The following is a 21,963-nucleotide window of genomic DNA, read 5'->3' on the forward strand; positions in this document are numbered from 1 at the left end:
TGCCACGAGAGCGCTGCGCGTCTCCGGCCAGGATCGTTCGGCGGCCCCGCCCGCGCCGAAGGAGGCCCGAAGGGCGTGCCGCCGTCAGTGTCCGATGGTCGAGCCGTCGTCCACCGGTGCCGGAGCGGCGGCGGCATAGCGGCGGGCCAGGTGGGCGAAGGCGGCCTTGAGCTCGGCCGGGCCGACGACCTCGATGTCGGCGTCGAACCTGCCGACGGCGGCGGCCAGGCCGTTCCACGACCACGAGCCCAGGACGAGCCGGCAGCGGTTCAGGCCGACTTCCTCGACGGCTCCGTCGTGGATGTAGGGGGACACGTCGGCGGCGGGCAGGTCGAGGATCACCTCACCGCGGCAGGGCCAGTCGGCGGGCCCGCCGGAGCCCCGGAACCTGCCGGTGACGAAGGACGCCACGTCACCTCCGGGCACCTCCCGCGGGGTGAAGCGGGGACCGGTGGGACTGCCGGGTGAGATGCGGTCCACGCGGAAGGTCCGCCAGTCGGCACGGTCGGCGTCCCAGGCGAGGAGGTACCAGCGGCCTCGCCAGGTGATCAAATGGTGGGGCTGCACCCGGCGCCGGTCCGCAGCACCCTGGTCCTGGTCCTGGTCCTGGTCCTGGTCCTGGGCGGAGCGGAAGGCGGGGGCGTAGTGGAAGCGCAGTTCCTCGCGGGCGTGGATGGCGGTGCTGATCGCCATGAGCACCCGGCTGTCGGCCTGCGCCGGGCGCGCGTCGGACGGGGTGACCGCAGTGACCCGGAGCATGTCGATCCGGTGGTGCAGCCGGGCGGGCATGACCTGCCGGACGGTGTTGAGGGCGCGTTCCGCGGCGTCCTGGATGCCGGCGCCGGTCGCGGCGGCCGTCTGGAGGGCCACGGCGAGGGCGACGGCCTGATCGTCGTCGAACAGCAGCGGGGGCAGCTGCGAACCGGCGTCCAGCCGGTATCCGCCGTCGGGCCCCTTGAAAGCCGTGATCGGGTAACCGAGGTCCCGGAGACGGTCCACGTCACGGCGGACCGTGCGCGTACTGACGTCCAGCCGCGCGGCCAGGTCCTCACCCGACCAGTCACGGCGGGTCTGCAGCAGTGAGAGAAGCGCGAGCAGCCGCGCGGACGTCTTCGGCATGAAACTCATCCTGCCTCAAGTACAGGACACATCCTGTCCTGTACCGGTGGAAGTGTGAGGTCACCGGCGCGGGCGGCCACTGCGGCACCGCGTGCCCGCCCGCTTCCGGCACGAGCCCGTCCGGCGCTCGTCCGACCGATCGAAGACTGGAGCCCTCATGTCCATCACGACCACGACGCACCTGAACTTCCGCGGCGACGCCCGCGCAGCGCTCGACTTCTACCAATCCGTCTTCGGCGGAGACGTCGTCGCCGTCACCTACAAGGACGCGGGCGGCGTGCAGGATCCGGACGAGGCGGACTGGGTGATGTGGGGCCAGGTGGTCGCGGGCAACGGCTTCCGCGTCATGGCCTACGACGTGCCCTCCCGGACGCCGTGGAACCCGGGCGAGAACGCCGTCTTCGTCTCCGTGCGCGGCGACGACACCGAAGAGATCACCGCGCTCTGGGACAAGTTGGCCGTCGGCTCGACCGTCGTGCAGCCGCTGGAGCCCGCGCAGTGGGCACCGCTCTACGGGATGCTCAAGGACCGCTTCGGCGTCGTCTGGGTCCTGGACGTCACGGCCCCGTACAGCGGCTGACCGTGGCGAGGCCCGCGCCGTCGGCTCCCCGGCCGCCGCCCGCGGAGCTCGCGGTCCCGGTCCGATCGCCGGGTGGGTCGGCGGCCGGACCGGACGGTGCTCGCCCACCGGTCGGAGAGGATCGAACCCGCAGCGGGCCGCCATGTTCCGGGGCCTCGACAAGTACGCCGGCGCCTGCCGCGCTCACCTCGGCTCCGCCACGTAAGGCAAAATGCAGTGATGGAGATCATCGAAGCCCCGGAAGTCGTCGCTCTGCCCGAACGGCACTATGCGGGCATTCGGACGACCGCTCCGTTCAAGGGCATGTTCCTGGTCCGGGATCAGCTCATGAAGGATCTTCATGCCCGATTCGATCAGGGGGATACGTTCTTCAGGCTGCACGTCGTCGATATGGCCGGGGACATGCACGTCGAGGTCGGGATCGTCACCGGTGCGGCCGTGGCACCGGATGGACGAGTCCAGCCCGGGGTCTTGCCTGCCGGAGATTACGCCACCATGACCTATGTCGGACACGGGCGACGGGCCAACCGGACGCTCCTGGAATGGATCCGTGGCAACGACCTGGCGATGGATTGCGTGGAGGACCCGGCCGGAGACCGATTCGGCTGCCGCTACGAGCTTTACCGCACGGATCCGCGGACGGAACGGATGAAGACCCGCTGGCAGACCCAGCTGGCGATACGGCTCGCCCGCTGACGGGATGCTCCGGTCGAACCCGCAGGGGCCGGCTGAGCTGCGGTGTCGTACGGGCCATACCGTCCGGGGCGTGGCCAAGCCGCTCAAGCGGTGCGACCGGCCGGCGCAGGTGCAGCTACGGCGGGCGGTCGAGCGTGACGGGGCCGGTCCTTGAGCCACGGTTTTCAGCGATCATGTGTCCATGACCGGACAGCCGATACCCGAGCGGATCTCCTGGGCCGTGGGGACACTGGATCTCATGCCGTCCGATCGGGTCCTGGAGATCGGATGCGGCCGCGGCCTCGCGGCCGCACTCGTCCTCGGCCGCCTCACGGAGGGATCGCTCGCCGCGATCGACCGGTCCGCCGCCGCCATCGCGGCGGCCGCGCAGCGCAACAGCAGGGACGTGGCGGCCGGCAGGGCGAACTTCCTGGTGGCCGCGCTGGAGGAGAGCGCGTTCCCGGCCGGTTCCTTCGACCGGATCTTCTCGATCAACGTCAACCTGTTCTGGACCCGGGACCCCGTCCGGGAGCTGGGCGCCCTGCGCCGCTGGCTCGCTCCCGGCGGGAGCCTCCACCTGTGCTGGGAGCCGCCGCACCCGGGAAGGGTGAAGGAGATCGTCGCTGCGGTGACACCGGCGATGGAGGCGTGCGGCCTTGCGGCCACCGTGCTGACCGGACGGACCTCCCGCTCGGCCGGCCTGGTGTGCCTGGTGGGCAGAGCTCACCACGACCCTTCGTAACCCCGGCGGTCCGCGTCATCGGGCCCCACCTTATTTCTGCGTCCCCCCGGGCCGCCGGCGGGGAGCGGCTCATCCCCGGGCCGTGAGGAATTCGGCGATCGGCTCGGCCTGGCCGAAGACGGCGTGACCGACCTCGGGGAGCAGGTTCACGGTCGAGTGCGGGACGCACTCACGGACGCGCCGCGCGGTCCGGTGGGAGTCGAACATGGCGTCACGGCCGCCGACGATGACGAGTACGGGCATGGTGAGGCCGCGCAACGCGTCGTCGGGGAAGACCGGGAGCCTCTCCCGGCGCGGATTGAAGTGCGTGAACGTCAGGACGACGGCGTCGAGCGCCTGCCGGTCCCTCTCCGGGTCCAGGCCTGCGACGGCGATCGCCGACTCGCGCAGTCCGCCGCGTCGGAACGGGCGGGCCAGCAGGGCCTTGAGGATCCAGCCGACCTTCTGCCGTCCCACGCCGCCGGGGCACATCAAGGCCAGGCGGGTGACCCGTTCCGGGCGGCGGATGGCGTAGTCGAGGGCCGTCCAGCCGCCGAGGGACGCGCCGACGAACGCGGCGCCGGTGATCCCGAGCCCTTCCAGTACGTCGTCCAGCCAGAGGGCCACGGCGTCGGAGTCCAGGGCGGGGCGTGAGGGCGCGCTCAGGCCCGGCTCGCCGACGAGGTCGACGGCGTACGTGCGGAAGCGCCGGGACCAGGTGGCGACGTCCGCCCGCCACATCGACGTGTTCGCGCCCGAGCCGTGCAGCAGCACCAGGGGCGGCGCGTCCTGCGGACCGGAGGCGAGGACGAAGGTCTCGCCCTCGCGGGTCGGCACCCGCACGTGCTCGGCGGGAACCGGCCAGGTGTCCAGCACCTGCCGGTAGCGGTCGCGAAGCTCGCGTTCGCCGGCCTCGGACTTGTAGATCACGGTCATGGCGGCTGCACCTCCGGTCGCGCGTCGGGCGCGTCGAGATCTGGGACGGACCCCGCGTGGCCGGATCCGTCCGGCCCGCCGGCGGGGGTGCGCAGAGCAGGGCCGGCCGCCGCCCCGTCCTGTTCCGGCACGGCGTCGGGACCGCCTTCTCGGCGACAGGTGACAGTGAAGCCCTTGCCACCGTGTCAAGGTCAAGTGAGGAACGTCGTCCTGGAGCACCGTGAGCGCGAGGGGGCGGGAGCCGGCGCGGCCGGTCTATGCGGTGGGGGAGAGGTCGTCGGCCACGCCCAGCAGGAGCCTGGCCTGCTCCCAGAGGTCGTTCAGGATCTCCGGATCGTTGCTCAGCTTGGCGAACAGGACCAGCCCTTCCAGCTGGGCCACCAGGGAGCGGGCCGTGCTCGGCCGCGGCGGCGGGATGGCCCCCTCGCGCGCCGCGTCGTCGAGGGAGGCCTGGACCAGATCGACCTGCTCGGCGAAGATCTCCTCCAGGCGTTCCTGGACCGGGCTGTCCTGCTGGCTCAGCTCCAGCGCCAGGTTGGCCAGCAGGCAGCCGTGCACCGCCCCTGCGGTCAGCTTGGTCCGGCGCTGTCCCTCCACCTGCCCGCGGAAGAGCCGCTCCAGCCGGTCGAGCGCGGGCACCGGCTCGCGCAGGACGGCGGTCCAGGCCGATCGTTGCGCCTGCCAGTGGGCATCGACGACCGCGATGGTCAGCGCCTGCTTGGACTCGAAGAAGTGGTAGAAGCTGCCCTTGCGCACGTCGGCGCGCGCGCAGATCTCCGCGACCCCGATGCTGCCGTACCCCCTGCTCAGCATGAGCTCGCAGGCGGCGTCGAGAAGCCGTTCGCGGGCGGTACTCGATCGTCCCATAACCGGGAGTATACGGTCGGTCAACTACAATTGGACATAGTTGACCGGTCGTCTATAAGCTCCTTCTGCACCTGCGAACCAGAAAGGGCATCATGCCTGACTTGATCACTGTCGCCGTCGCCTACCACAGCGGCTACGGCCACACCGCGCGCCAGGCGCGGGCCGCCGCAGACGGCGCGCGCTCCGTGTCCGGCGTGCGGGCGGAACTGCACGACGTCACCTCCCTGACCGACGGACTGTGGGAAGGGCTGAGCGGGGCCGAGGCCATCATCTTCGGCTCTCCGACCTACATGGGCAGCCAGTCGGCCGCCTTCCAGGCCTTCGCCGAGGCCAGCGCCAAGATCTGGGTGGACATGGGCTGGCGCGACAAGATCGCCGCTGGTTTCACCAACTCGGCCGGGGTGAACGGCGACAAGCTCAACACGCTCACCTCCATGGCGCTCCTCGCCGCCCAGCACGGCATGACCTGGGTGACCCTGGGTCTGCCGCCGGGCTGGCTGTACAGCGCCGACGGCCGCGACGACGACCTCAACCGGCTCGGCGGCTTCCTGGGCGCGATGGCGCAGTCGCCTTCCGACGCGGGTCCTGAGACCGCCCCTTCCCTCGCCGACCTGCGCACGGCCGAGCATCTGGGCCGCCGGGTCGCCCAGACCGCGCTCCGGCTCGCCTCCGGTCGCCGCGCCCTGGACGGGACGGCCGTCTGATGAGCACGCGCACTCCCGCATGGTCCAGCGGCAGGATGGAGCGGCTGCTCGGGCTGGACCACCCGATCGTGCAGGGCCCCTTCGGCGGCGGCCTGTCGTCCGTCGCGCTGACGGCGGCGGTGTCCGAGACGGGCGGCCTGGGGTCCTACGGCGGGCACATCCTCACTCCCGACGAGCTCACCGGCCTGGTGACCGCGCTCAAGGCGGCCACCACCCGAGCCTTCGCGGTCAATCTCTGGGTCCCCCACCCCGGCGAGGCGGAGCTGCGGGCGACACCGGCCGACGTCGACCGGCTCCGGCCCTACTTCGAAGAACTCGGCCTGCCGGCGCCCGAGGCCGGCCACCCGGCCGGGCCGGACTTCGACGATCAGGCGGACGCGCTGCTCGCGGCCGGTCCCCCGGTGCTCAGCTTCGTCATGGGCGTCCCGCCCGCACGGGTCCTGGCCGAAGCCCGGCGCAAGGGCATTCCGACGATCGGCACCGCGACGACCGTGGACGAGGCGATCGCCCTGGAACAGGCGGGACTGGACGCCATCGTCGCCTCCGGCAGCGACGCGGGAGGGCACCGGGGCGCCTTTCTGCGGCCCGTGGGCGAATCACTGGTCGGCACGTTCTCCCTCGTCCCGCAGATCGCCGACGCCGTCTCGGTCCCGGTCATCGCCGCGGGCGGGATCGCCGACGGGCGCGGCGTCGCCGCGGCGATCACCCTCGGCGCGCACGGTGTGCAGATCGGCACCGGTTTCCTGGCCACCCGGGAGTCGGGGGCGAGCACGTTGCACAAGGCCGCCCTGCACACCCCCGAGGCCCGGGTCACCGTGCTCACCAGATTGTTCTCGGGGCGCCTGGCCAGAGCGATCCCCAACCGGTTCGTCCGGGAGATGACGGCCTTCGAGGCGGAGGTGCCGCCCTACCCGGTGCAGAACACGCTGATGCTGGGCCTGCGCCGGGAGGCGGGCCGCCGCGGCCTGACCGATCTGGTGAACCTGTGGGCGGGCCAGGCCGCACCGCTGACCAAGGCGGGCACGGCCCGTGACTACATCGGGCGGCTGCTCGCCGAGACGGAGAGGATCATGGGCGACGGCCGGTGACGCCTCTCCGGGGAGGCCGAGCCGGAGGGGGATCGCGGGCGTCGCCGGCGTGGGCACTGCCGGAGCGGATCCACTGGAACGGGACACCGCGTCAGAACAGGCCGCGACCGTCCATCGGAACCCAAGGGGTTTCCGCCATCGGGAAACCGGTGACTGGAGCGGCGACCCCGCCGGCCGGTAAGATCGTCCGCGTGGACCTGGACGAGACCGCCGCCCGGCTCGGGGTGCCCGTCGAGGACGTCGACCGGGTGCACCGGCTCGCCGGCGGCCGCCCGTCGGCTCCGCTGCCGGCCAAAGCCGACGCGCCCGCGATCCTCGACCGGCTCGCGGTGCGGCCGGACGACGCCGCCGAGATCATGGCGGGCTGGCCCGACCCCGGCTCTCCGCTGTGGACCCCGGAGCTGCGCTGGCTGCTCGACCGTTCGATCGCCCTGGTCCGCGCGGATCTCGGGGGCCACGGCTGGCTGCCTCCCGGCCCGGAGCTACCGCGCGAACGGGGGCCCGCCTGGCGGCATCTCTACGTGTACGCGTACCTGGCCCTGGTCGACGTCGTCAGGGGGTACCACCGCGACCACGGCATCGCCGACGCCGTGTCATGGACGGCCCTGGCGGATATGGGCCGCAACCTGGCGATCGACCGGAGGATGCGCGGCGAGGGCTGGCCGGTCATGCAGAGCTGGCTGACGCTGCACGCGCGCGGCGCCGTCTACGAGCTGGGCCGGCTGCAGTACCAGCGCGGCGACACCGCCATCGGCCTGCACATCCCGGAGTCGGGGCCGATGACGCCGGAGGCGGTCGCGGCGTCGCTCGACGAGGCCCGCGCGTTCTTCCCACGCCACTTTCCCGACGAGCGCTACACGGCGTTCTCCTGCGGTTCGTGGCTGCTCGACCCGCAGCTGCTGGAGTACCTGCCCGAGGACTCCAACATCGTCCGGTTCCAGCGGAGGTTCGAGCTGGAGCCCTACGAGGAGCCGGAAGGGCTGGACGCCGACGTCGAGGTGCTGCGGTTCGTGTTCCGCACCCTGACCACGCCGCTCGACCGACTGCCGCGTCGCACCGTGCTCCAGCGCGCGGTCATCGACCATCTGAAGGCCGGCCGCCACTGGCGGTGGTGCCGCGGCCGCTTCCCGATCTAGCCGCATCCCGAGTGCGAAGGCGTGACGCGTTCAGTGCAGGCGGGCCGGCCTTCGAGGTCGGCTCACGCCGCCGGACCGGATGTCACGGCACATCCGATCCGGTGGACCTACGCGGCCGGAGCACCGGATCCGACGGACCGCCGGCAGCGGCCCCTAGCCCTTCACGCCTTTCGCGGCGGAGTAGCTCGTCATGAGGTTGCGGTAACCCGGGATATGGGTGGACAGCAGGCCGCCCAGGCCCTCGATGTCGTTGCGCCAGTCGCGTTGCAGCTCGCACGCGACGCTGAACCAGTTCATCAGTTGGACGCCGGCGCTTGCCATACGGGCCAGGGCGGCGTTGCGAACGGCCTCGTTGAAGGTTCCGGAGGCATCGGTGACCACGAAGACCTGGTATCCGTCCTGTACAGCGGAGAGTGCGGGAAAGGCCACGCAGACGTCGGTGACCACGCCGGCGATGATCAGCTGCCGCCGTCCGGTCCGTTCGATCGCACGGACGAAGTCCTCGTTGTCCCAGGCATTGATCTGACCGGGGCGCGGGATGTACGTGGCGTCGGGAAGGGTCTGGCGTATTTCCGGAACCATGGGGCCGTTCGGGCCGTCCTCGAAGCTGGTGGTCAGCACCGTGGGCAGGCCGAAGAACTTCGCGATGTCCGCGAACGCGAGCACGTTGTTCTTGAACTCGCCGGGTGGATAGTCCTGCACCAGTGAGATCAGACCGGACTGGTGGTCGACGAAGAGCGCGATCGCGTCATCGACCGAGAGGCGGTCGTAGGTGAAGCCGTCGTCTGCCGTCATGGTGAACATCCCTTCTGGCGGGGTCTCCTGATCGCTCCGGATCCACCGAGGGACATGTGCGGCGGAGCGGTGCGTGAGCCGGCCTTCCCGGGATCCGTTTCCTCAGGCTAGGCCGCAAGCGGTCATGGAACGGGATGGTCGCCCGGTGGGGTGCGGAGATCTTGTCGCCCTCACTCGAGAGGCTCGTCCGCCGGCGCATTCGCCGGTCCTGCCGTATCCCGCACCGCGGGCGCTGCAACCGGCCGCGCTCGCCGATCGGAGGGCCGGACCGAGGACGGTCCAGGAGGCCCGGCGGCCGTTCGACCGCGACGGTCAGGGCCGGGACCGGCCCGTCACCGTTGATCGGCGTGTTCCCGCCCGGTGGCCGCGGCGTAGACGGCGTCGAGGCGCTCGAACGCGCCCGGGCCGTCGTGCGGTTTCGGCGGGGCGCCGAGGTGACGGACACGGAGCTCGTCCATGAGCTCCTCGATGAACGCCGGACCCTCGTCGCGCATGAGCTGCTGCCGGATGCGGAGCTCGTCGCAGCCCGGGCGCCAGTCGAGGCCCCAGTTGCCGAGGGCGTGGATGACCGGAAGAGTCCGGATGCCGGCTTCGGTGAGGCTGAAGCGAGCGCGCTGCCCCCGCGCGGCGGTGCCGCGGGTGAGGATGCCCGCGTCGATGAGCCGCTTGAGGCGGTCGGCGAGGATGTTCGAGGCGATGCCCTCGATCGACCCGGTGAGCAGTGCCCGGAAGTGGCGGCGGTCGCCGAAGATGACGTCGCGCAGCACGAGCAACGACCAGCGGTCTCCGAGCACCTCGACGGCGGTGTTGATCGGACACCCGGACCGTGGTTCCACTGTTCCTCCTTGACAGGTGTTCCGTGCCCGACAATAGTGATTGCAGAATGCAATCACTATACGGGAAAGAGGGCCGATGGGCCGCTTCGTCTACTCGATGCAGGTCTCCCTCGACCTGCTGGAGCAGCGATCGTTCGGGCAGGGCGTCACGATGCACCGCTACGCCGTCCTGGACGCGAAGGAGGCGGGCCCGTGCTGAGGCCGGTCGCCGAGGGCGTGCTGGTCCACGAGAGCCGGTTCGTGCAGAGCAACGCCGTTGTGGTGCAGGGCCGGACCGGTGTGCTGCTCATCGACCCCGGAGTGACCGGCTCCGAGATCGACTGCCTCGCGAACGACCTGTCCGAGTCGGGTCAGCCCGTTGTGGCGGGGTTCTCCACGCACCCGGACTGGGATCACCTGCTCTGGCACGACCGGCTCGGCGCGGCGCCCCGGTACGGCACGGCGCGCTGCGCGGCCACCGTCCGGGAACGGCTGTCGGACGCGGGCGCGAAGGCCCGCGTCGCCGACCACCTGCTCGAGACGGAGATCGCCGGGCAGGTACCGCTGGACCTGCTCGGCCTCATCACCGGCCTGCCCGCCGAAACCACGCGGATCCCCTGGGACGGCCCCACGATCCGGATCATCGAACACCGAGCGCACGCCCCGGGCCACGCGGCGCTGCTGGTCGAGGAACGCGGGGTCCTCGTCGCCGGTGACATGCTCTCCGACGTCCTGGTCCCGATGCTCGACTGGGACGGCACCGCGGACCCGATCGAGGACTACCTCGCCGCGCTGCGGCTGCTCGAGGGCGTGGCGGGCGGCGTCGACGCCGTCGTCCCGGGCCACGGGTCCGTCGGCGGATCCGGCCAGGTGCAGGCACGGATCGACCAGGACCGGGCGTACGTACTCGCGTTGCGCGACGGCCGGGTCCCCGCCGACCCGCGGATCGGCCCATCGGCCGAGCCCGGCTGGGAGTGGGTGAGCGACGTGCACGAAGGGCAGCTCCGGCGCCTCGCGCAGAGAAGCGGGCGGGACGGGGCGCCCCGCTAGCGATCGGCGTGCGGCACACCCGGCGCGCGCGGGTCGCCGGCCGGGATCCGCGGCCGAGCCGCGGTCCCGCGGCCCGGCCGTGCCCGTCGATCAGCCCCGCGGCTCAGGCGCGTCGGTCGATCAGCGACTCGGCCTCCTCCTCGGACAACCGGTCGATCTCGGCGGCCAGGCGCTCCTCGACGACGGCTGCGAGGCGGCGGATCGTGCGGGTGGTGAACACGACGTTCAGCGGCAGGTCGATGCCGACCTCGGAGCAGATCCGGGCGACGACCCGGGTGCCGAGCAGCGAGTGGCCGCCGACGTCGAAGAAGTCGTCGTCGATGCCCAGGTTCGCCCGGCCCAGGACCTCGCACCAGACATCGTGCACCAGCTCCTCGGCCGCCGTGGACGGCCCCGCCGCCGGGGACGGGCCGCCGTCCGCATGCGGTGCGGGCAGGGCGGCCCGGTCCAGCTTCCCGTTGGGCAGCCGGGGGAAGCCGCCGACCCGCACGTACAGGCTGGGCAGCATCGTCGCGGGCAGGTGGTTCTGCAGGAACGCCCGCAGCTCCCCGGCCGGGACCTCCGTGTCCACGTAGGCGACCAGCGCCCGGCCTCCGGGGGCGTCGTCCCGCACCGCCGCGACCGCCCTGCGCACCCCGGGATGGGCCGACAGCGCCGCCTCCACCTCGCCCAGCTCGATCCGCACGCCCCGCACCTTGACCTGGTCGTCGACGCGTCCCAGGAACTCGATCGTGCCGTCGGGCGCCCGCCGTACGAGGTCACCGGTCCGGTACAGGCGGGTGCCGTGCCCGAAGGGGTCGGCGACGAAGCGCTCGGCGGTGAGGCCGGGGCGGCCGTGGTAGCCGCGGGCCAGGCCGTCGCCGCCCAGGTACAGCTCGCCCGCCACCCCCGGCGGGACCGGCTCCATCGCCCCGTCGAGCACGTGGGCGACGGTGTTGGCCACGGGCAGGCCGATGGGCACGGTCCCGGCGCCCCGGGACGTGCGGTGGACCGTCGACCAGATCGTCGTCTCCGTCGGCCCGTAGAGGTTCCACAGCTCACCGGCGACCTCGTGGATCCGGCCGGCCAGGCGGGCGGAGAGCGGCTCGCCGCCGCTGAACACCCGGGGCAGCCCGGCGGGCAGGTGCCGGAGGACCTCCTCCAGGACCGAGGGCGGCGCCTGCACCGTGGTCACGCCGGCCTCCGCGATCAGCGGGCCGAGGCCGCTGGTCCCGTACGGCGGGGCGATCACCACGGTGCCGCCCGCCAGCAGCGGCCCGAAGATCTCCAGCGCGGCGATGTCGAACGACAGGGAGGTCAGCAGCAGCATCCGCTCCGCCGGGGTGAAACCCAGGCCGGTGACCAGGTTCACCACGCCCCGGTGCGGGACCATCACCCCCTTGGGGGTGCCCGTCGACCCGGAGGTGTAGATGACGTAGGCGAGCGCGTCGGGGGAGGGCTTCTCCGGGGGCAGCGGCGGGAGGGACCCGGACAGGAGCGCGTCCAGCAGGATCGCCGGTGGGTGGTCGGCGGGCAGGCGCTCCACCAGGGCCGAACGGGTCAGCAGCAGTCCGGCGCCCGAATCGGCCAGCATGAACCGGAGCCGGTCGGCCGGGTAGTCCGGGTCCAGCGGCACGTAGCAGCCTCCGGCCTTCAGCACCGCCAGCAGCGCCACGACCAGCTCGGCGTCGCGCGGCAGGCAGACCGCCACCGGGGCCTGCGCGCGGATCCCGCGCCGGCGCAGCCGTCTGGCCAGGTCGTCGGCCCGTTCCTCCAGCTCGGCGTAGGTCAGCGTCACCGTGCCGCCCGAGCCCCCCGGGCCGCCCGACACGATCGCCGGGGCGTCCGGCGTCCGCGCCGCCTGCTCCGCCACCAGCTCGTGCAGGCAGCGGCCGGGGTACGGCGAGGCGGGGCCGTGCCAGGCGGTCAGCAGCTTCTCGCGCTCCCCGCCGTCCAGGAGGGGGAGCCGGGAGACCGGCCGCCCCGGGTCGCCGACGGCCGCCTCCAGCAGGACCAGGAAGGCCGAGAGCAGGCGGCGGACGGTGCCCTCCTCGAACAGCTCGGTGCTGTACTCGATCCAGCCGCCCAGCCGGCCCTGCGGGCTCTGCACCTCCAGGGTGAGGTCGGTCTTGGCCGTCCCGGTGGAGAGCTGGCGGCCGTGAGCGTCGATCGGGAGCTGGTTGAAGCCGATCTGGTAGAGCGGGGTCCGGCCGGGATCGCGGGGCGGCCGGAGGGCCTCCACCAGCTTGGCGAACGGCACGTCCTGGTGGTCGAGGGCCTCCATGACCGTGGCGCGGACCCGTTCCAGCGCCTCGCCGAACGCCGGGTCGCCGCCCAGGTCGATCCGGAGCGGCAGCGTGTTGACGAACATGCCGATCAGCGGGTTCAGCTCCGGCGTCTCGCGACCGGCCACCGGGGAGCCCACGACGACGTCCGTCCGGCCCGTCCAGCGGGCCAGCAGCGCGGCGAACGCGGTGAGCAGCACCATGAACGGCGTGGTGGAGGTCCGCCTGGCCAGCTCGGCCACCCGCTCGGACGTGCCGTCCGGGACGGAGAACCCGACCGCGGCCCCGGCGTAACCGAACTCCTCCGGGCGGGGCCGGTCGGGCGGCAGCTCCAGCGGGACGCTCCCGGCCAGCTTCTCCCGCCAGTAGTCCAGGTCGGCGTCGAGCGCGCCGCCGGCCAGCCGGTCGCGCTGCCAGACGGCGTAGTCGGCGTACTGGATCGCCAGCTCCGGCAGGCGCGGCGGGCGCTCCTCGCGCAGCGCCGCGCAGAGCTCGGCCAGCTCCTCCGCGAAGAGCTGCGCGGACCAGGCGTCGTAGACCGTGTGGTGGGCGACGAAGAGCAGCCGCCACTCGTCCTGGCCCGTCCCGTCCGGTCCCAGGCGGACCAGCCGGGCCCGCCAGAGGGGGGCGCGGTCGAGGGGGAACGGCGCCGACGACTCCTCGGCGGCGATCCGCTCGAACTCCGCCCCGGGATCGTCCGCGCCCGACACGTCGCTCCTGGACAGGACCACCGGGACGTCGGCGGAGACGATCTGCACGACCTGGCCGTCCCGGAGGGCGAACGAGGTGCGCAGCGGCTCGTGCCGGCGTACCAGCAGGCCGAGCGCGCGTTCCAGCAGCCCGGGGTCCACCGGCCGCATCCAGGGCAGGACGGAGCACGTGGCGATGTTGTACACCGCCAGCCCCGGCTGCAGTTCGCTCAGGAACCAGATCCGCTCCTGGGCGAACGAGGCGGGAAAGACGTCACCGGTCAACGGGCCTCCTTCGACGGGTCCTTCAGGCAGTCGCGGATCTCACCGGTGATGGGGGCCAGGGCGTCGGTCTCGCCGATGGTGGCCAGCCAGCACCACTGGTCCAGCGCGTGGTAGAGGCGGTAGAGGGCGACGCGCCCGGCCCAGTCGGCGGGCAGCGCGCCGTACCCGGCCAGCAGTTCCCGGCGGCGCACGGGATCCCCCCGGACCGCGAAGTAGTCGGTCTTCGCCAGATCCATGAGCGGGTCGCCGCCGAGGGCGTTCTCCATGTCGATGACGCCGGTCAGGTGCCACGACCCGTCGCGTTCGGCGACCATCACGTTCCGCTCGTGGAAGTCGTGGTGGCACAGGACGGGCGTGCGGCAGCGCGCGAGCAGGTGCCGCCGGGCCGCGACGTACCCGGCGATCTCGGCGTGCAGCGCCGGGTCGCCGCCGAACTCGGCGAACTGGGCCGTCCGCAGGTCGAGCTGCCCGCCCAGGTAGGCCTCGTTGGTCGGCTCGCGGACCCCGTCGACCGGCCCGAACTCCTGCAGCTCCACCCCGTGCAGGGCGCGCAGCGCGGCCCCCATCTCCCGGTACAGGGCCGCGATCACCGGCTCGGGCAGGGCTCCGGACACCTCCGACAGCGGCCTTCCCTCGATCTTCGTCATGACCAGGTAGGCGTGGGGGAGTTCGCGCCTGGACTCGTCCTGTTTCACGACGGCGGGCGCCGGGACGCCGCTGCCGCGCAGCAGGTCGTAGACGAGCAGCTCCTTGCGGAGCCTGGCGGTGAACAGGTCGGGGTAGAGCTTCACGACCAGGTCCGGGTGCGGCAGGCTCCGGTCGGCGCAGCGGACCTCGTAGACCGCGCTGATCTCCCCGCCGGTGCGCAGCACGACCCGCTCCACCTCGGTGCCCAGCAGGGCGGACGCCTTCTCCGGCGACAGCGGCATGGTGAGCGCCTTGGCGAACGCGGGCGCGCTCCAGGCCAGGCTGACCCGGTTGCCCGCCCGCTCGCGCAGGGCCTGGGCCCCCACCAGGTCGTCGGGCACGGCCTCGGGCACCTCGTCGTCGAACCGGGCCAGCACGGGGATCCGCATCGAGACGAGCACGTGCACGGCGATGCCGAGGCCGAGCACGATGTACATGAAGGCGATCCCCCGCCCCTCGCCCACGCCGATCACTGCGCCCACGGTCGGGGCGAGGGCGCCGCCGGGGGCCAGCAGCGGCTCCAGCAGGCGCTCGCCGAGCGGCGCGACCACGGCCATGCCGAGCGGCAGCGTCGACCACGAGATCATCTGGTTGACCGCCATGACGCGGCCGTGGAACCGCTGCGGCACCTTCACGTGCACGATCGTCATGAAGACGCCGTTGACGATCGAGAGGCTGCCCCACAGGCCGAAGGCGCCGACGCCCACGACCAGGGGGGAGGCGTGCAGGCCGGTCACGATCGCGAAGAGGCTCAGCAGCAGCGTGGCCAGGAGCACCCCGCGCATCCGGCGCCGGCGCGGACCGCCCCACAGCGCGATCACCAGACCGCCCAGGGCGGCGCCGACGCCGCCCGCGAAGGAGATCTGCCCGGCGGTGGCGAGCGGGGCGAAGGACAGCACCAGCGGCGAGATCGACAGCAGCAGCGCCGCCAGCATCACGTTCAGGACCGCGAAGTAGAGCAGGGCCGCCCGCAGGTGGCGGTTGCCGAACGACATCCGGAAACCGTTGGCGATCTCCGCCGTCAGCGTCTCCCGGCGCACGTGGGCCATGGTGGCGGGGAAGCGGACGAGCGCCAGCACCCCCAGCAGCACCGCGAAGCTGGCCACGTCGACGACGAGGATGCCGCTCAGGCCGATGGAGGACAGCAGCGCCACGGCCACCAGCGGCGCGACGAACTGGGAGGTGCCCATCACCATCTGCACGATGCCGGCCGCGTGGCCCAGGTACTGCTTGGGCACCAGCTGGGGGAGGGCGGTGGTGAAGGCCAGCCGCTGGAAGATCAGGGCGACCGACAGGCAGGCCGTCAGTGGGTAGAAGTGCCAGATCTCCAGGTTCCCGGTCCACAGCAGCGCGCCCAGGACGAGCTGGGTCCCGCCGGCCAGGCAGCCGCCCGTGACCATCATCCGGCGTTTGCCCGCCCGGTCCACCAGCGCCCCGACCAGCGGCGCGGCCACCACTCCCGGCATGATCGAGAGCGCGGTGAACAGTGCGAAGTCCACCAGCGACCCGGTCGTCAGGTAGATCCAGACGGGGATCGCGAAGTCGGTGATCGCGGTGCCCGTCATCGAGACCAGCTGGGCCAGGGCCACGGCCATGAACCGCCGCATGCTGGGGGCGGGCGCGGGCCGCCCGCCCGCCCGGCGCTTCCACGTTCGGGCGTCCGGCACCGTACGGCCGTCCGGGCGGCGCTCCGGCGGTGAGCCGTCCGCGCCGGGCTCCGGCGGTGAGCCGTCCGCACCGGCCTCCGGTGGGGCGGAGCCGGAGGGCGCGGTCCCCGGGGTCTGCGGCGGGGCCTTTCGCGGCAAGGTGGAGGTCTCCTCGATCCACCAGCCCGCGGCCGGGCCGCGGGACGTCCGGTCGAGGGTGTGCGCGGCGCCGTACCCCATCGCGATGTGGGTGTTGGTCAGGATCTCCGCCAGGTCCTCGGCCCGGTACTTCAGGAAGTAGTGCCCGGCCTCGTCGAGGACGACCAGAGCCGTCACCGGGCTGAGGAAGTGCCACTCGCGGTAGCGCTCGCGGTAGTAGTCCGTCGCGGGGTCCTGCTCGCCGACCACGGAGACGACCGGCGCGCGGAGCGGGGCGATCTCCCCGGCCAGCAACCGGGTGAAGCTCTCCTCCGCGATCAGGGTGTCCCGCCGCTGGTTGCGGACCATGAACCTGATCTGCTCCTCGTCGAGGCCGGAGACGTCGTTGCCCATCGACTTCATCCGGTTCTCGTAGGCCCGGTCGCCGCGCAGCCGGTCGAGGCGGGTCAGCCGGCCCAGCGGGCCCGCGATGCGGCCGGTGGGCCGGGCGAAGGGGAAGATCGCGCCGATGTAGACCGCCTCCAGGTCCCGGCCGCGCGCCTCCAGCCGCCGGGCCACCTCCACCGCGAGCGCGCCGCCGATGCCGCAGTGGCCGTAGATCGCCAGCGGGCCCTCGATGCCCTCCAGGATCTCCGTGACGCACCGGTCGGCGATCTCGTCCAGGGGCTTGGTCTCCTCGTCGGGCAGGCCGGGGTCGTGCCCGGGGAAGGCCATGGCGTACAGCGCGCACTCCTCGGGCAGCGCGTCGGCCAGCGGCTGGAAGACCATCGCCTGTCCGCCGCCGTACGGGATGCAGACGTAGGTGATGCTCCGCCGGGGACCCGGCCGGGTCAGCTCGTACAGCAGGGACCGGGGTCCCCGCGGGACGTCCGTCCGTTCCACGAGCTCGGCCAGGGCTCGCACCGTCGGGTGCTTGAACAGGTCCATGACCCCGACCGCGCGTCCCCCCTCCAGGCCGGGCAGCACCTTGCGCAGGCGCGCGACCGCCTGGACGGCCACCAGGGAGTGGCCGCCCAGTTCGAAGAAGTCGTCGTCCACGCCGACGGTCTCCACGCCGAGCAGTTCCCGCCAGAGCCCGGCGATGGCCTGCTCGGCGGGGGTGCGGGGCCCGGCCCCCCGGCCGCCCGCCTCGCCGTGCCGCTGCGGGGTCGGCAGCGCCGCCCGGTCCAGCTTGCCGTTGGGACTCAGCGGCAGCGCGTCCAGCACCACGATCGCGGAGGGCACCATGGCGTCGGGCAGGACGGCCTTGAGCGCCGCGCGCAGACCGGCCGGGTCGAGCGCCGCCTCGGGCCGCGCCTCGGGCACGACGTAGGCGGCCAGTCGCCGGTCGCCGGGCGCGCCGTCCTCCCGGACGACCGCCACCGCCTCGGCGACGCCCGGCTGCTCACGCAGGACCGACTCGATCTCGCCCAGCTCGATGCGCTGGCCCCGGATCTTGACCTGGGTGTCGATCCGGCCGAGGAAGACGATCGCCCCGTCGCGGCGGAGCCGTACGAGGTCCCCCGTCCGGTACAGGCGTGCGCCCGGCGGCCCGAACGGATCGGGCACGAACCGTTCGGCGGTCAGGCCGGGGCGGGCGTGGTAGCCGGTGGCGAGCTGGACGCCGCCGATGTGCAGCTCGCCGGGGACCCCGAAGGGCACGGGCCGCAGGCGCCGGTCGAGGACGTACAGCTCGGTGTTCTGCACCGGGTGCCCGATGGGCACCGTGGCGTCCCCCGGCACGCACCGCCACCGGGTGACGTCCACGGCCGCCTCGGTCGGACCGTACAGGTTGTACAGCTCCACGCCCGGCAGCCGGGCGAAGAACCGCTCGGCCACGTGCGGGGCCAGTTCCTCGCCGCTGCACACGACCCGCCGCAGCGAGGTGCAGCGCTCGATCCCCTCCTCGGACAGGAACGCAGCCAGCATCGACGGCACGAAGTGCATCGTCGTGACGCCCCGCTCGGCGATCAGGTCGCGCAGGTAGGCGGCGTCCCGGTGCCCGCCGGGACGGGCGAGCAGGAGCCTGGCGCCGGTGACGAGGGGCCAGAAGAACTCCCACACCGACACGTCGAAACCGGCCGGGGTCTTCTGCAGGACGACGTCCCCGGCGTCCCCGGCGTCCCCACCGGACAGGCGGTGGGCCCGCTGCATCCAGTCGAGCCGGTTGACGATCGCCGCGTGGGTGTTGGGCACGCCCTTGGGACGGCCCGTCGACCCCGAGGTGTAGATCATGTAGGCGACGTCGGAGGGGCTCGCGGAGGGCGGCGGCTCATCCTCCGGCCCGTCCGCCGTCTCGTCCCAGGCGTCCTCCAGCGGCACGGTGACGGCGCCGGTCGGCGGCAGGCGGTCGGCGACGGCCCGCTGCAGGAGCAGGGCCGTCACCCCGGCGTCGGCGAGCATGAAGGCGAGCCGGTCGGCGGGGTAGTCCGGGTCCAGCGGGACGTAGGCCCCGCCCGCCTTCAGCACGCCCAGCAGGCCGGCGACCAGCTCGGGTGAGCGCTCGGCGCAGATCGCGACCCGCGCGCCGGGACCGACCCCCAGCCCGCGCAGCCGGCGGGCCAGCCGGCCGCTCCGCGCGTCGAGCTCGGCGTAGGTCAGCCGCACGTCCTCGAACTCCACGGCCACGGCCTCCGGGGTCCGCGCCGCCTGCGCCCGGAACAGGGCGCCGAGGGTGGCCTCGAGGTCGTAGGGCTCGCGCGGCCCGGCGGCGTGGGAGAGGATCCGGGCCCTCTCACCGGGGGTGATGATCTCCAGCTCCGAGATGCGGGTGTCCGGCTCCGCCACCGCCGCGCGCAGCAGCGTCTCCAGGTGCGAGGCCAGGCTCGCGACCGTCTCGGCGCCGAACAGGTCGCGGTTGTAGACGAAGACCCCGTGGAGCCCGTCCGGCTCCTCCTCCAGGAAGAGCTCGAGGTCGAAGCGGGCGGCCCGGGCCTCCATGCCGAACGGCTCGGCCGTCAGGCCCGGCCAGCCGTCCCGGCGGTCGTCCCGGTAGCTCTGCAGGGTGAGGACGACCTGGAAGACCGGCGGCCTGGAGACGTCCCGGACGACTCCGAGCTCCCCGACGAGCCGCTCGAAGGGCAGCTCCTGGTGGGCGTAGGCCTCGGTGGCGCTCCGCCTGACCCGGGCGAGCAGTTCCCGGAAGGTCGGGTCGCCGCCCAGCTCGGCGCGCATCGCCAGCATGTTGACGAACAGCCCGATCACGCCTTCGAGCTCACGCCGCGGCCGGCCGCCCACCGGGGAGCCGACCGCGAAGTCCTCCTGCCCGGAGTGGCGCCCGAGCAGCACCTGGTAGGCCGCCAGCAGCGCCATGTAGAGGGTCGCGCCGCCCTCTCCGGCGAGCCGGGCCACCGCGTCCACCAGCTCGCGGTCCAGGCGGAAGGCGTGCGAGGCCCCGGCGAAGGTCTGCTCCGCGGCGCGCCGGCCGTCGGCGGGCAGCTCCAGCGGCGGGACCCCGGCGAGCCGCTCCCGCCAGTGGTCGAGGTCGGCCTCGGCGACCGGGCGCTCGCGCTGCCACAGCGCGTAGTCGCCGTACCGGACCTCGGGGTCGGGCAGGTCGGCGCCGCCGTACAGGGCGCGCAGCTCCTCGGTGAGGATCTCGGTGGACCAGCCGTCGGCCGCGATGTGGTGGACCGTGACCAGCAGCGCGTGGTCGTCCTCCGCCAGCCGGACCAGGATCGAGCGGATCAGGGGGCCCTCGGCCAGGTCGAAGGGCCGGGCCGCCTCGGCGCTGAAGAGGTCCGCGGCGGACGCCTCGTCGGCGGTGGCGCGGCGCAGCTCGATGTCGGCCGTCTCCCCGACGACGACGTACGGGCGGCCGTCCTCGTCGGCGGGGAAGCGCATCCGCAGGCTCTCGTGCCGTGCCACGACGGCGCGCAGGGCGAGTTCCAGCCGGTCGGGGTCGAGGGGGCCGCGCAGCCGCAGGGAGATCGGAATCGTGTAGGCGGCGCTCCCCGGGGCGAACTGCTCCATGAACCAGAGCCGCTCCTGCCCGAACGAGAGCGGGACCGGCCGGTCCGGAGGGCGCGGGGGGATGGCGGCGGCCCGGACGGGGGTGCGGCGGCGCAGCCGCTGTTCGAGGAGGGCCCGCTTGGTGTCGGAGAGCCGGAGACCGCTCGGGGAAAGGTCGGGCGTGGATGTCACACCTGGCTCACTTTCGGGTGGGCGGCGCGTTACATCGGATGAAGGACATTCATGCATATCCGCCCGTCCCGAGTCGAGATGAAAAGCGGGTCATAAATGACTCTTCTGTGAATAGGCATGTCCGAAACCCCGGTTATCGGACTACATTAAGGAAGGTTGACGCCGGGTTGTGCGTGTGGATATAAGGTGATTTGTCGTGCGCATTAAATCCTTCTGAACCGTCAGGGGCGATGCGGCCCCGCGGAGGAGCACCTGGCACATGGCGATCGAGCCCCTCTCGATTACGCGACCCACCCCCCCTCCGACCCCCCAGCCGGATCCCCCGGCCGGACCCGCCCCGGCCCTGCTCTGCCTCCCCTACGCGGGAGGGGCGGCAGGCGCGTATCACGGCCTGAGAGGCGCCTGCGGCGCGGTCGAGGTCGTCGCCGTCCAGCTTCCCGGCCGGGAGAACCGGATCGCGGAGCCGCCCGAGTTCTCCGTGCCGCGGCTCACCGACGAGATCGCCCCGCACACGGCACGGCCGTACGCCCTCTACGGGCACAGCATGGGCGCCCGGATCGCCTTCGAGGTGGCACGCGAGCTGCGCCGCCGGGGACTGCCCCCGCCGCTGAGGCTCTACGCGGGGGCCGCCCACCCCCCGGACCGGAGGGTGCCGCTGGCCGCGACGGCGGATCTTCCCGACGAGGCGTTCATCGACCAGCTCGTACGGCGCGCCGGCGCCCCCGAGGAGCTCAGGGACGTGCCCGAGCTGCGGGAGCTGCTCCTGCCGGTGCTGCGGGCGGACTTCACCTGGATCAAGCGGTACCGCTACGCGCCCGAGCCGCCACTGGACGTCCCCGTGGTGGCGTTCGCGGGTCTCGGCGACGCGGAGGTGCCGCCGGGCGACATGCTCGGCTGGGCACGCCACACCCGTGCCGGATTCGCCCTGCGGACCCTGCGCGGCGGCCACCTCTTCGTCAGGGACGGCTCCGCGGAGCTCGCCCGGCTGATCACCGCGGATCTCGCGGGCCCCGGCCCCGGCAGGGGCACGGACCCGCCGCCCGTGCAGGACGACGAGATCCACGTCCGCGTGTTCCCCGCCGGGGAGCCGCCGGGAACTCCCGGCGCGGGCGCGGGCGGACCCTCCCGCGCGGTGGACCGGGCGGGCGGCCTGGCGGTCGAGGTGACGGTCCGCGGCGGTGCCGTCGGCGCGGCCGTGGGGCTGCCGGCGGCGTACGGCGCCGCCCGTGATGCCGCCCGCGATGCGTTTCCCGGCGCTGCCCACGGCCCCGTCCACGGTGCTTCCCCCGGCGCCGGTCGCGGTGGCGGGTCCGGCGACGGACCCGGTGACGGGCTCGGGCCGGGGGAGCGGGAGCAGCTGGCGGACGCGGCCGAGGAGGACCGGCCCTGGCTGGAGCTCCGCGCCAGGACGGCCAGGCGGGCGCTGTCCCGCGCGGGCGCGCACGCCCAGGCCGCGGCGGGATTCCCCGACCTGGCCGCCCCGGGGCCGTGGCCCGCGGACGCCGGCTGGCAGGTGACCTTCCTGCCCCTGCACACGCCGCTGGGCGAGGCGCTGGCGGCGGTCGCGGAGCCCCGCGGCCGGACCCGGCTGAGCGCCGACGTGTGGACCGATCGATGACGGAACG

The 21,963-nt window shown here is 73.2% G+C and carries 16 protein-coding genes; 9 read left to right on the forward strand and 7 right to left on the reverse strand.

The features are described from left to right. Window positions 1–84: 84 nt before the first annotated feature. Window positions 85–1,119, reverse strand: coding sequence for a YafY family protein (locus tag HS048_RS20120; protein ID WP_196468229.1), 1,035 nt, complete (start codon window positions 1,117–1,119; stop codon window positions 85–87). A 157-nt stretch (window positions 1,120–1,276) separates the two neighbouring features. Here HS048_RS20120 and HS048_RS20125 point away from each other — a divergent pair, with 157 nt between their 5' ends. From HS048_RS20125 to HS048_RS20135, 3 genes are all read left to right on the forward strand, one after another. Continuing rightward, complete coding sequence (locus tag HS048_RS20125) at window positions 1,277–1,699, forward strand: VOC family protein (protein ID WP_196468230.1); 423 nt, start codon at window positions 1,277–1,279, stop codon at window positions 1,697–1,699. A gap of 219 nt (window positions 1,700–1,918) precedes the next feature. Beyond that, window positions 1,919–2,395 carry a GyrI-like domain-containing protein gene (locus tag HS048_RS20130; protein WP_153054489.1) on the forward strand — a complete coding sequence of 159 codons (477 nt, stop codon included), beginning with the start codon at window positions 1,919–1,921 and terminating at the stop codon, window positions 2,393–2,395. Between the two features lie 181 nt (window positions 2,396–2,576). Next, on the forward strand, window positions 2,577–3,116 hold the full coding sequence (locus tag HS048_RS20135; RefSeq protein ID WP_153054490.1) for a class I SAM-dependent methyltransferase: 540 nt from the start codon (window positions 2,577–2,579) through the stop codon (window positions 3,114–3,116). A 69-nt stretch (window positions 3,117–3,185) separates the two neighbouring features. On the opposite strand, the gene HS048_RS20140 is transcribed toward HS048_RS20135, so the two are convergent. Then, on the reverse strand, window positions 3,186–4,031 hold the full coding sequence (locus tag HS048_RS20140; RefSeq protein ID WP_196468231.1) for an alpha/beta fold hydrolase: 846 nt from the start codon (window positions 4,029–4,031) through the stop codon (window positions 3,186–3,188). Window positions 4,032–4,286: 255 nt separating this feature from the next. Next, the gene (locus HS048_RS20145) at window positions 4,287–4,898 is read right to left on the reverse strand and encodes a TetR/AcrR family transcriptional regulator (protein ID WP_196468232.1); all 612 of its coding nucleotides are present in this window, start codon (window positions 4,896–4,898) and stop codon (window positions 4,287–4,289) included. 101 nt (window positions 4,899–4,999) lie between these two features. Here HS048_RS20145 and HS048_RS20150 point away from each other — a divergent pair, with 101 nt between their 5' ends. The 3 genes from HS048_RS20150 to HS048_RS20160 all read left to right on the forward strand — a co-directional run bounded on the left by HS048_RS20150 (window position 5,000) and on the right by HS048_RS20160 (window position 7,826). Next, entirely contained in the window at window positions 5,000–5,602 is a 603-nt protein-coding gene (locus HS048_RS20150) for a flavodoxin family protein (protein ID WP_374058781.1), read from the forward strand. Beyond that, a complete protein-coding gene (locus HS048_RS20155; RefSeq protein ID WP_068900865.1) occupies window positions 5,602–6,690 on the forward strand; it encodes a nitronate monooxygenase family protein in 1,089 nt (362 codons plus the stop codon). Before HS048_RS20150 ends, HS048_RS20155 begins: the two co-directional genes overlap by 1 nt. Before the next feature lie 191 nt (window positions 6,691–6,881). Next, complete coding sequence (locus tag HS048_RS20160; RefSeq protein ID WP_196468234.1) at window positions 6,882–7,826, forward strand: acyltransferase domain-containing protein; 945 nt, start codon at window positions 6,882–6,884, stop codon at window positions 7,824–7,826. Between the two features lie 153 nt (window positions 7,827–7,979). Here the strand turns inward: HS048_RS20160 and ycaC are convergent, their stop codons facing one another. Together ycaC and HS048_RS20170 are read right to left on the reverse strand one after the other, a co-directional pair. Beyond that, window positions 7,980–8,621, reverse strand: a complete 642-nt coding sequence (gene ycaC / locus HS048_RS20165; protein ID WP_068901032.1) for an isochorismate family cysteine hydrolase YcaC — start codon at window positions 8,619–8,621, stop codon at window positions 7,980–7,982. 332 nt (window positions 8,622–8,953) lie between these two features. Continuing rightward, window positions 8,954–9,457: a helix-turn-helix domain-containing protein gene (locus HS048_RS20170; protein WP_196468235.1), complete on the reverse strand. Its 504-nt coding sequence runs from the start codon at window positions 9,455–9,457 to the stop codon at window positions 8,954–8,956. A 76-nt stretch (window positions 9,458–9,533) separates the two neighbouring features. On the opposite strand from HS048_RS20170, the gene HS048_RS38215 reads away from it, so the two are divergent. Both HS048_RS38215 and HS048_RS38555 read left to right on the forward strand, forming a co-directional pair. Beyond that, a complete protein-coding gene (locus HS048_RS38215) occupies window positions 9,534–9,656 on the forward strand; it encodes a hypothetical protein (protein WP_255529721.1) in 123 nt (40 codons plus the stop codon). Next, window positions 9,650–10,486 carry an MBL fold metallo-hydrolase gene (locus tag HS048_RS38555; protein WP_196468236.1) on the forward strand — a complete coding sequence of 279 codons (837 nt, stop codon included), beginning with the start codon at window positions 9,650–9,652 and terminating at the stop codon, window positions 10,484–10,486. Before HS048_RS38215 ends, HS048_RS38555 begins: the two co-directional genes overlap by 7 nt. Window positions 10,487–10,589: 103 nt before the next feature. On the opposite strand, the gene HS048_RS20180 is transcribed toward HS048_RS38555, so the two are convergent. Together HS048_RS20180 and HS048_RS20185 are read right to left on the reverse strand one after the other, a co-directional pair. After that, window positions 10,590–13,724, reverse strand: a complete 3,135-nt coding sequence (locus tag HS048_RS20180; RefSeq protein WP_196468237.1) for a non-ribosomal peptide synthetase — start codon at window positions 13,722–13,724, stop codon at window positions 10,590–10,592. Further along, window positions 13,721–20,338 (reverse strand): non-ribosomal peptide synthetase, encoded by a 6,618-nt coding sequence (locus HS048_RS20185; protein WP_307832566.1) that lies wholly within the window; start codon window positions 20,336–20,338, stop codon window positions 13,721–13,723. The genes HS048_RS20180 and HS048_RS20185 overlap by 4 nt, the downstream gene beginning before the upstream one ends. 259 nt (window positions 20,339–20,597) lie before the next feature. Between HS048_RS20185 and HS048_RS20190 the strand changes: the two genes are divergently transcribed. Continuing rightward, entirely contained in the window at window positions 20,598–21,956 is a 1,359-nt protein-coding gene (locus HS048_RS20190) for a thioesterase II family protein (RefSeq protein ID WP_196468239.1), read from the forward strand. Window positions 21,957–21,963 lie beyond the last annotated feature (7 nt).

The organism is Planomonospora sp. ID91781 (genome assembly GCF_015711595.1).
GTDB classification, from domain to species: domain Bacteria; phylum Actinomycetota; class Actinomycetes; order Streptosporangiales; family Streptosporangiaceae; genus Planomonospora; species Planomonospora parontospora.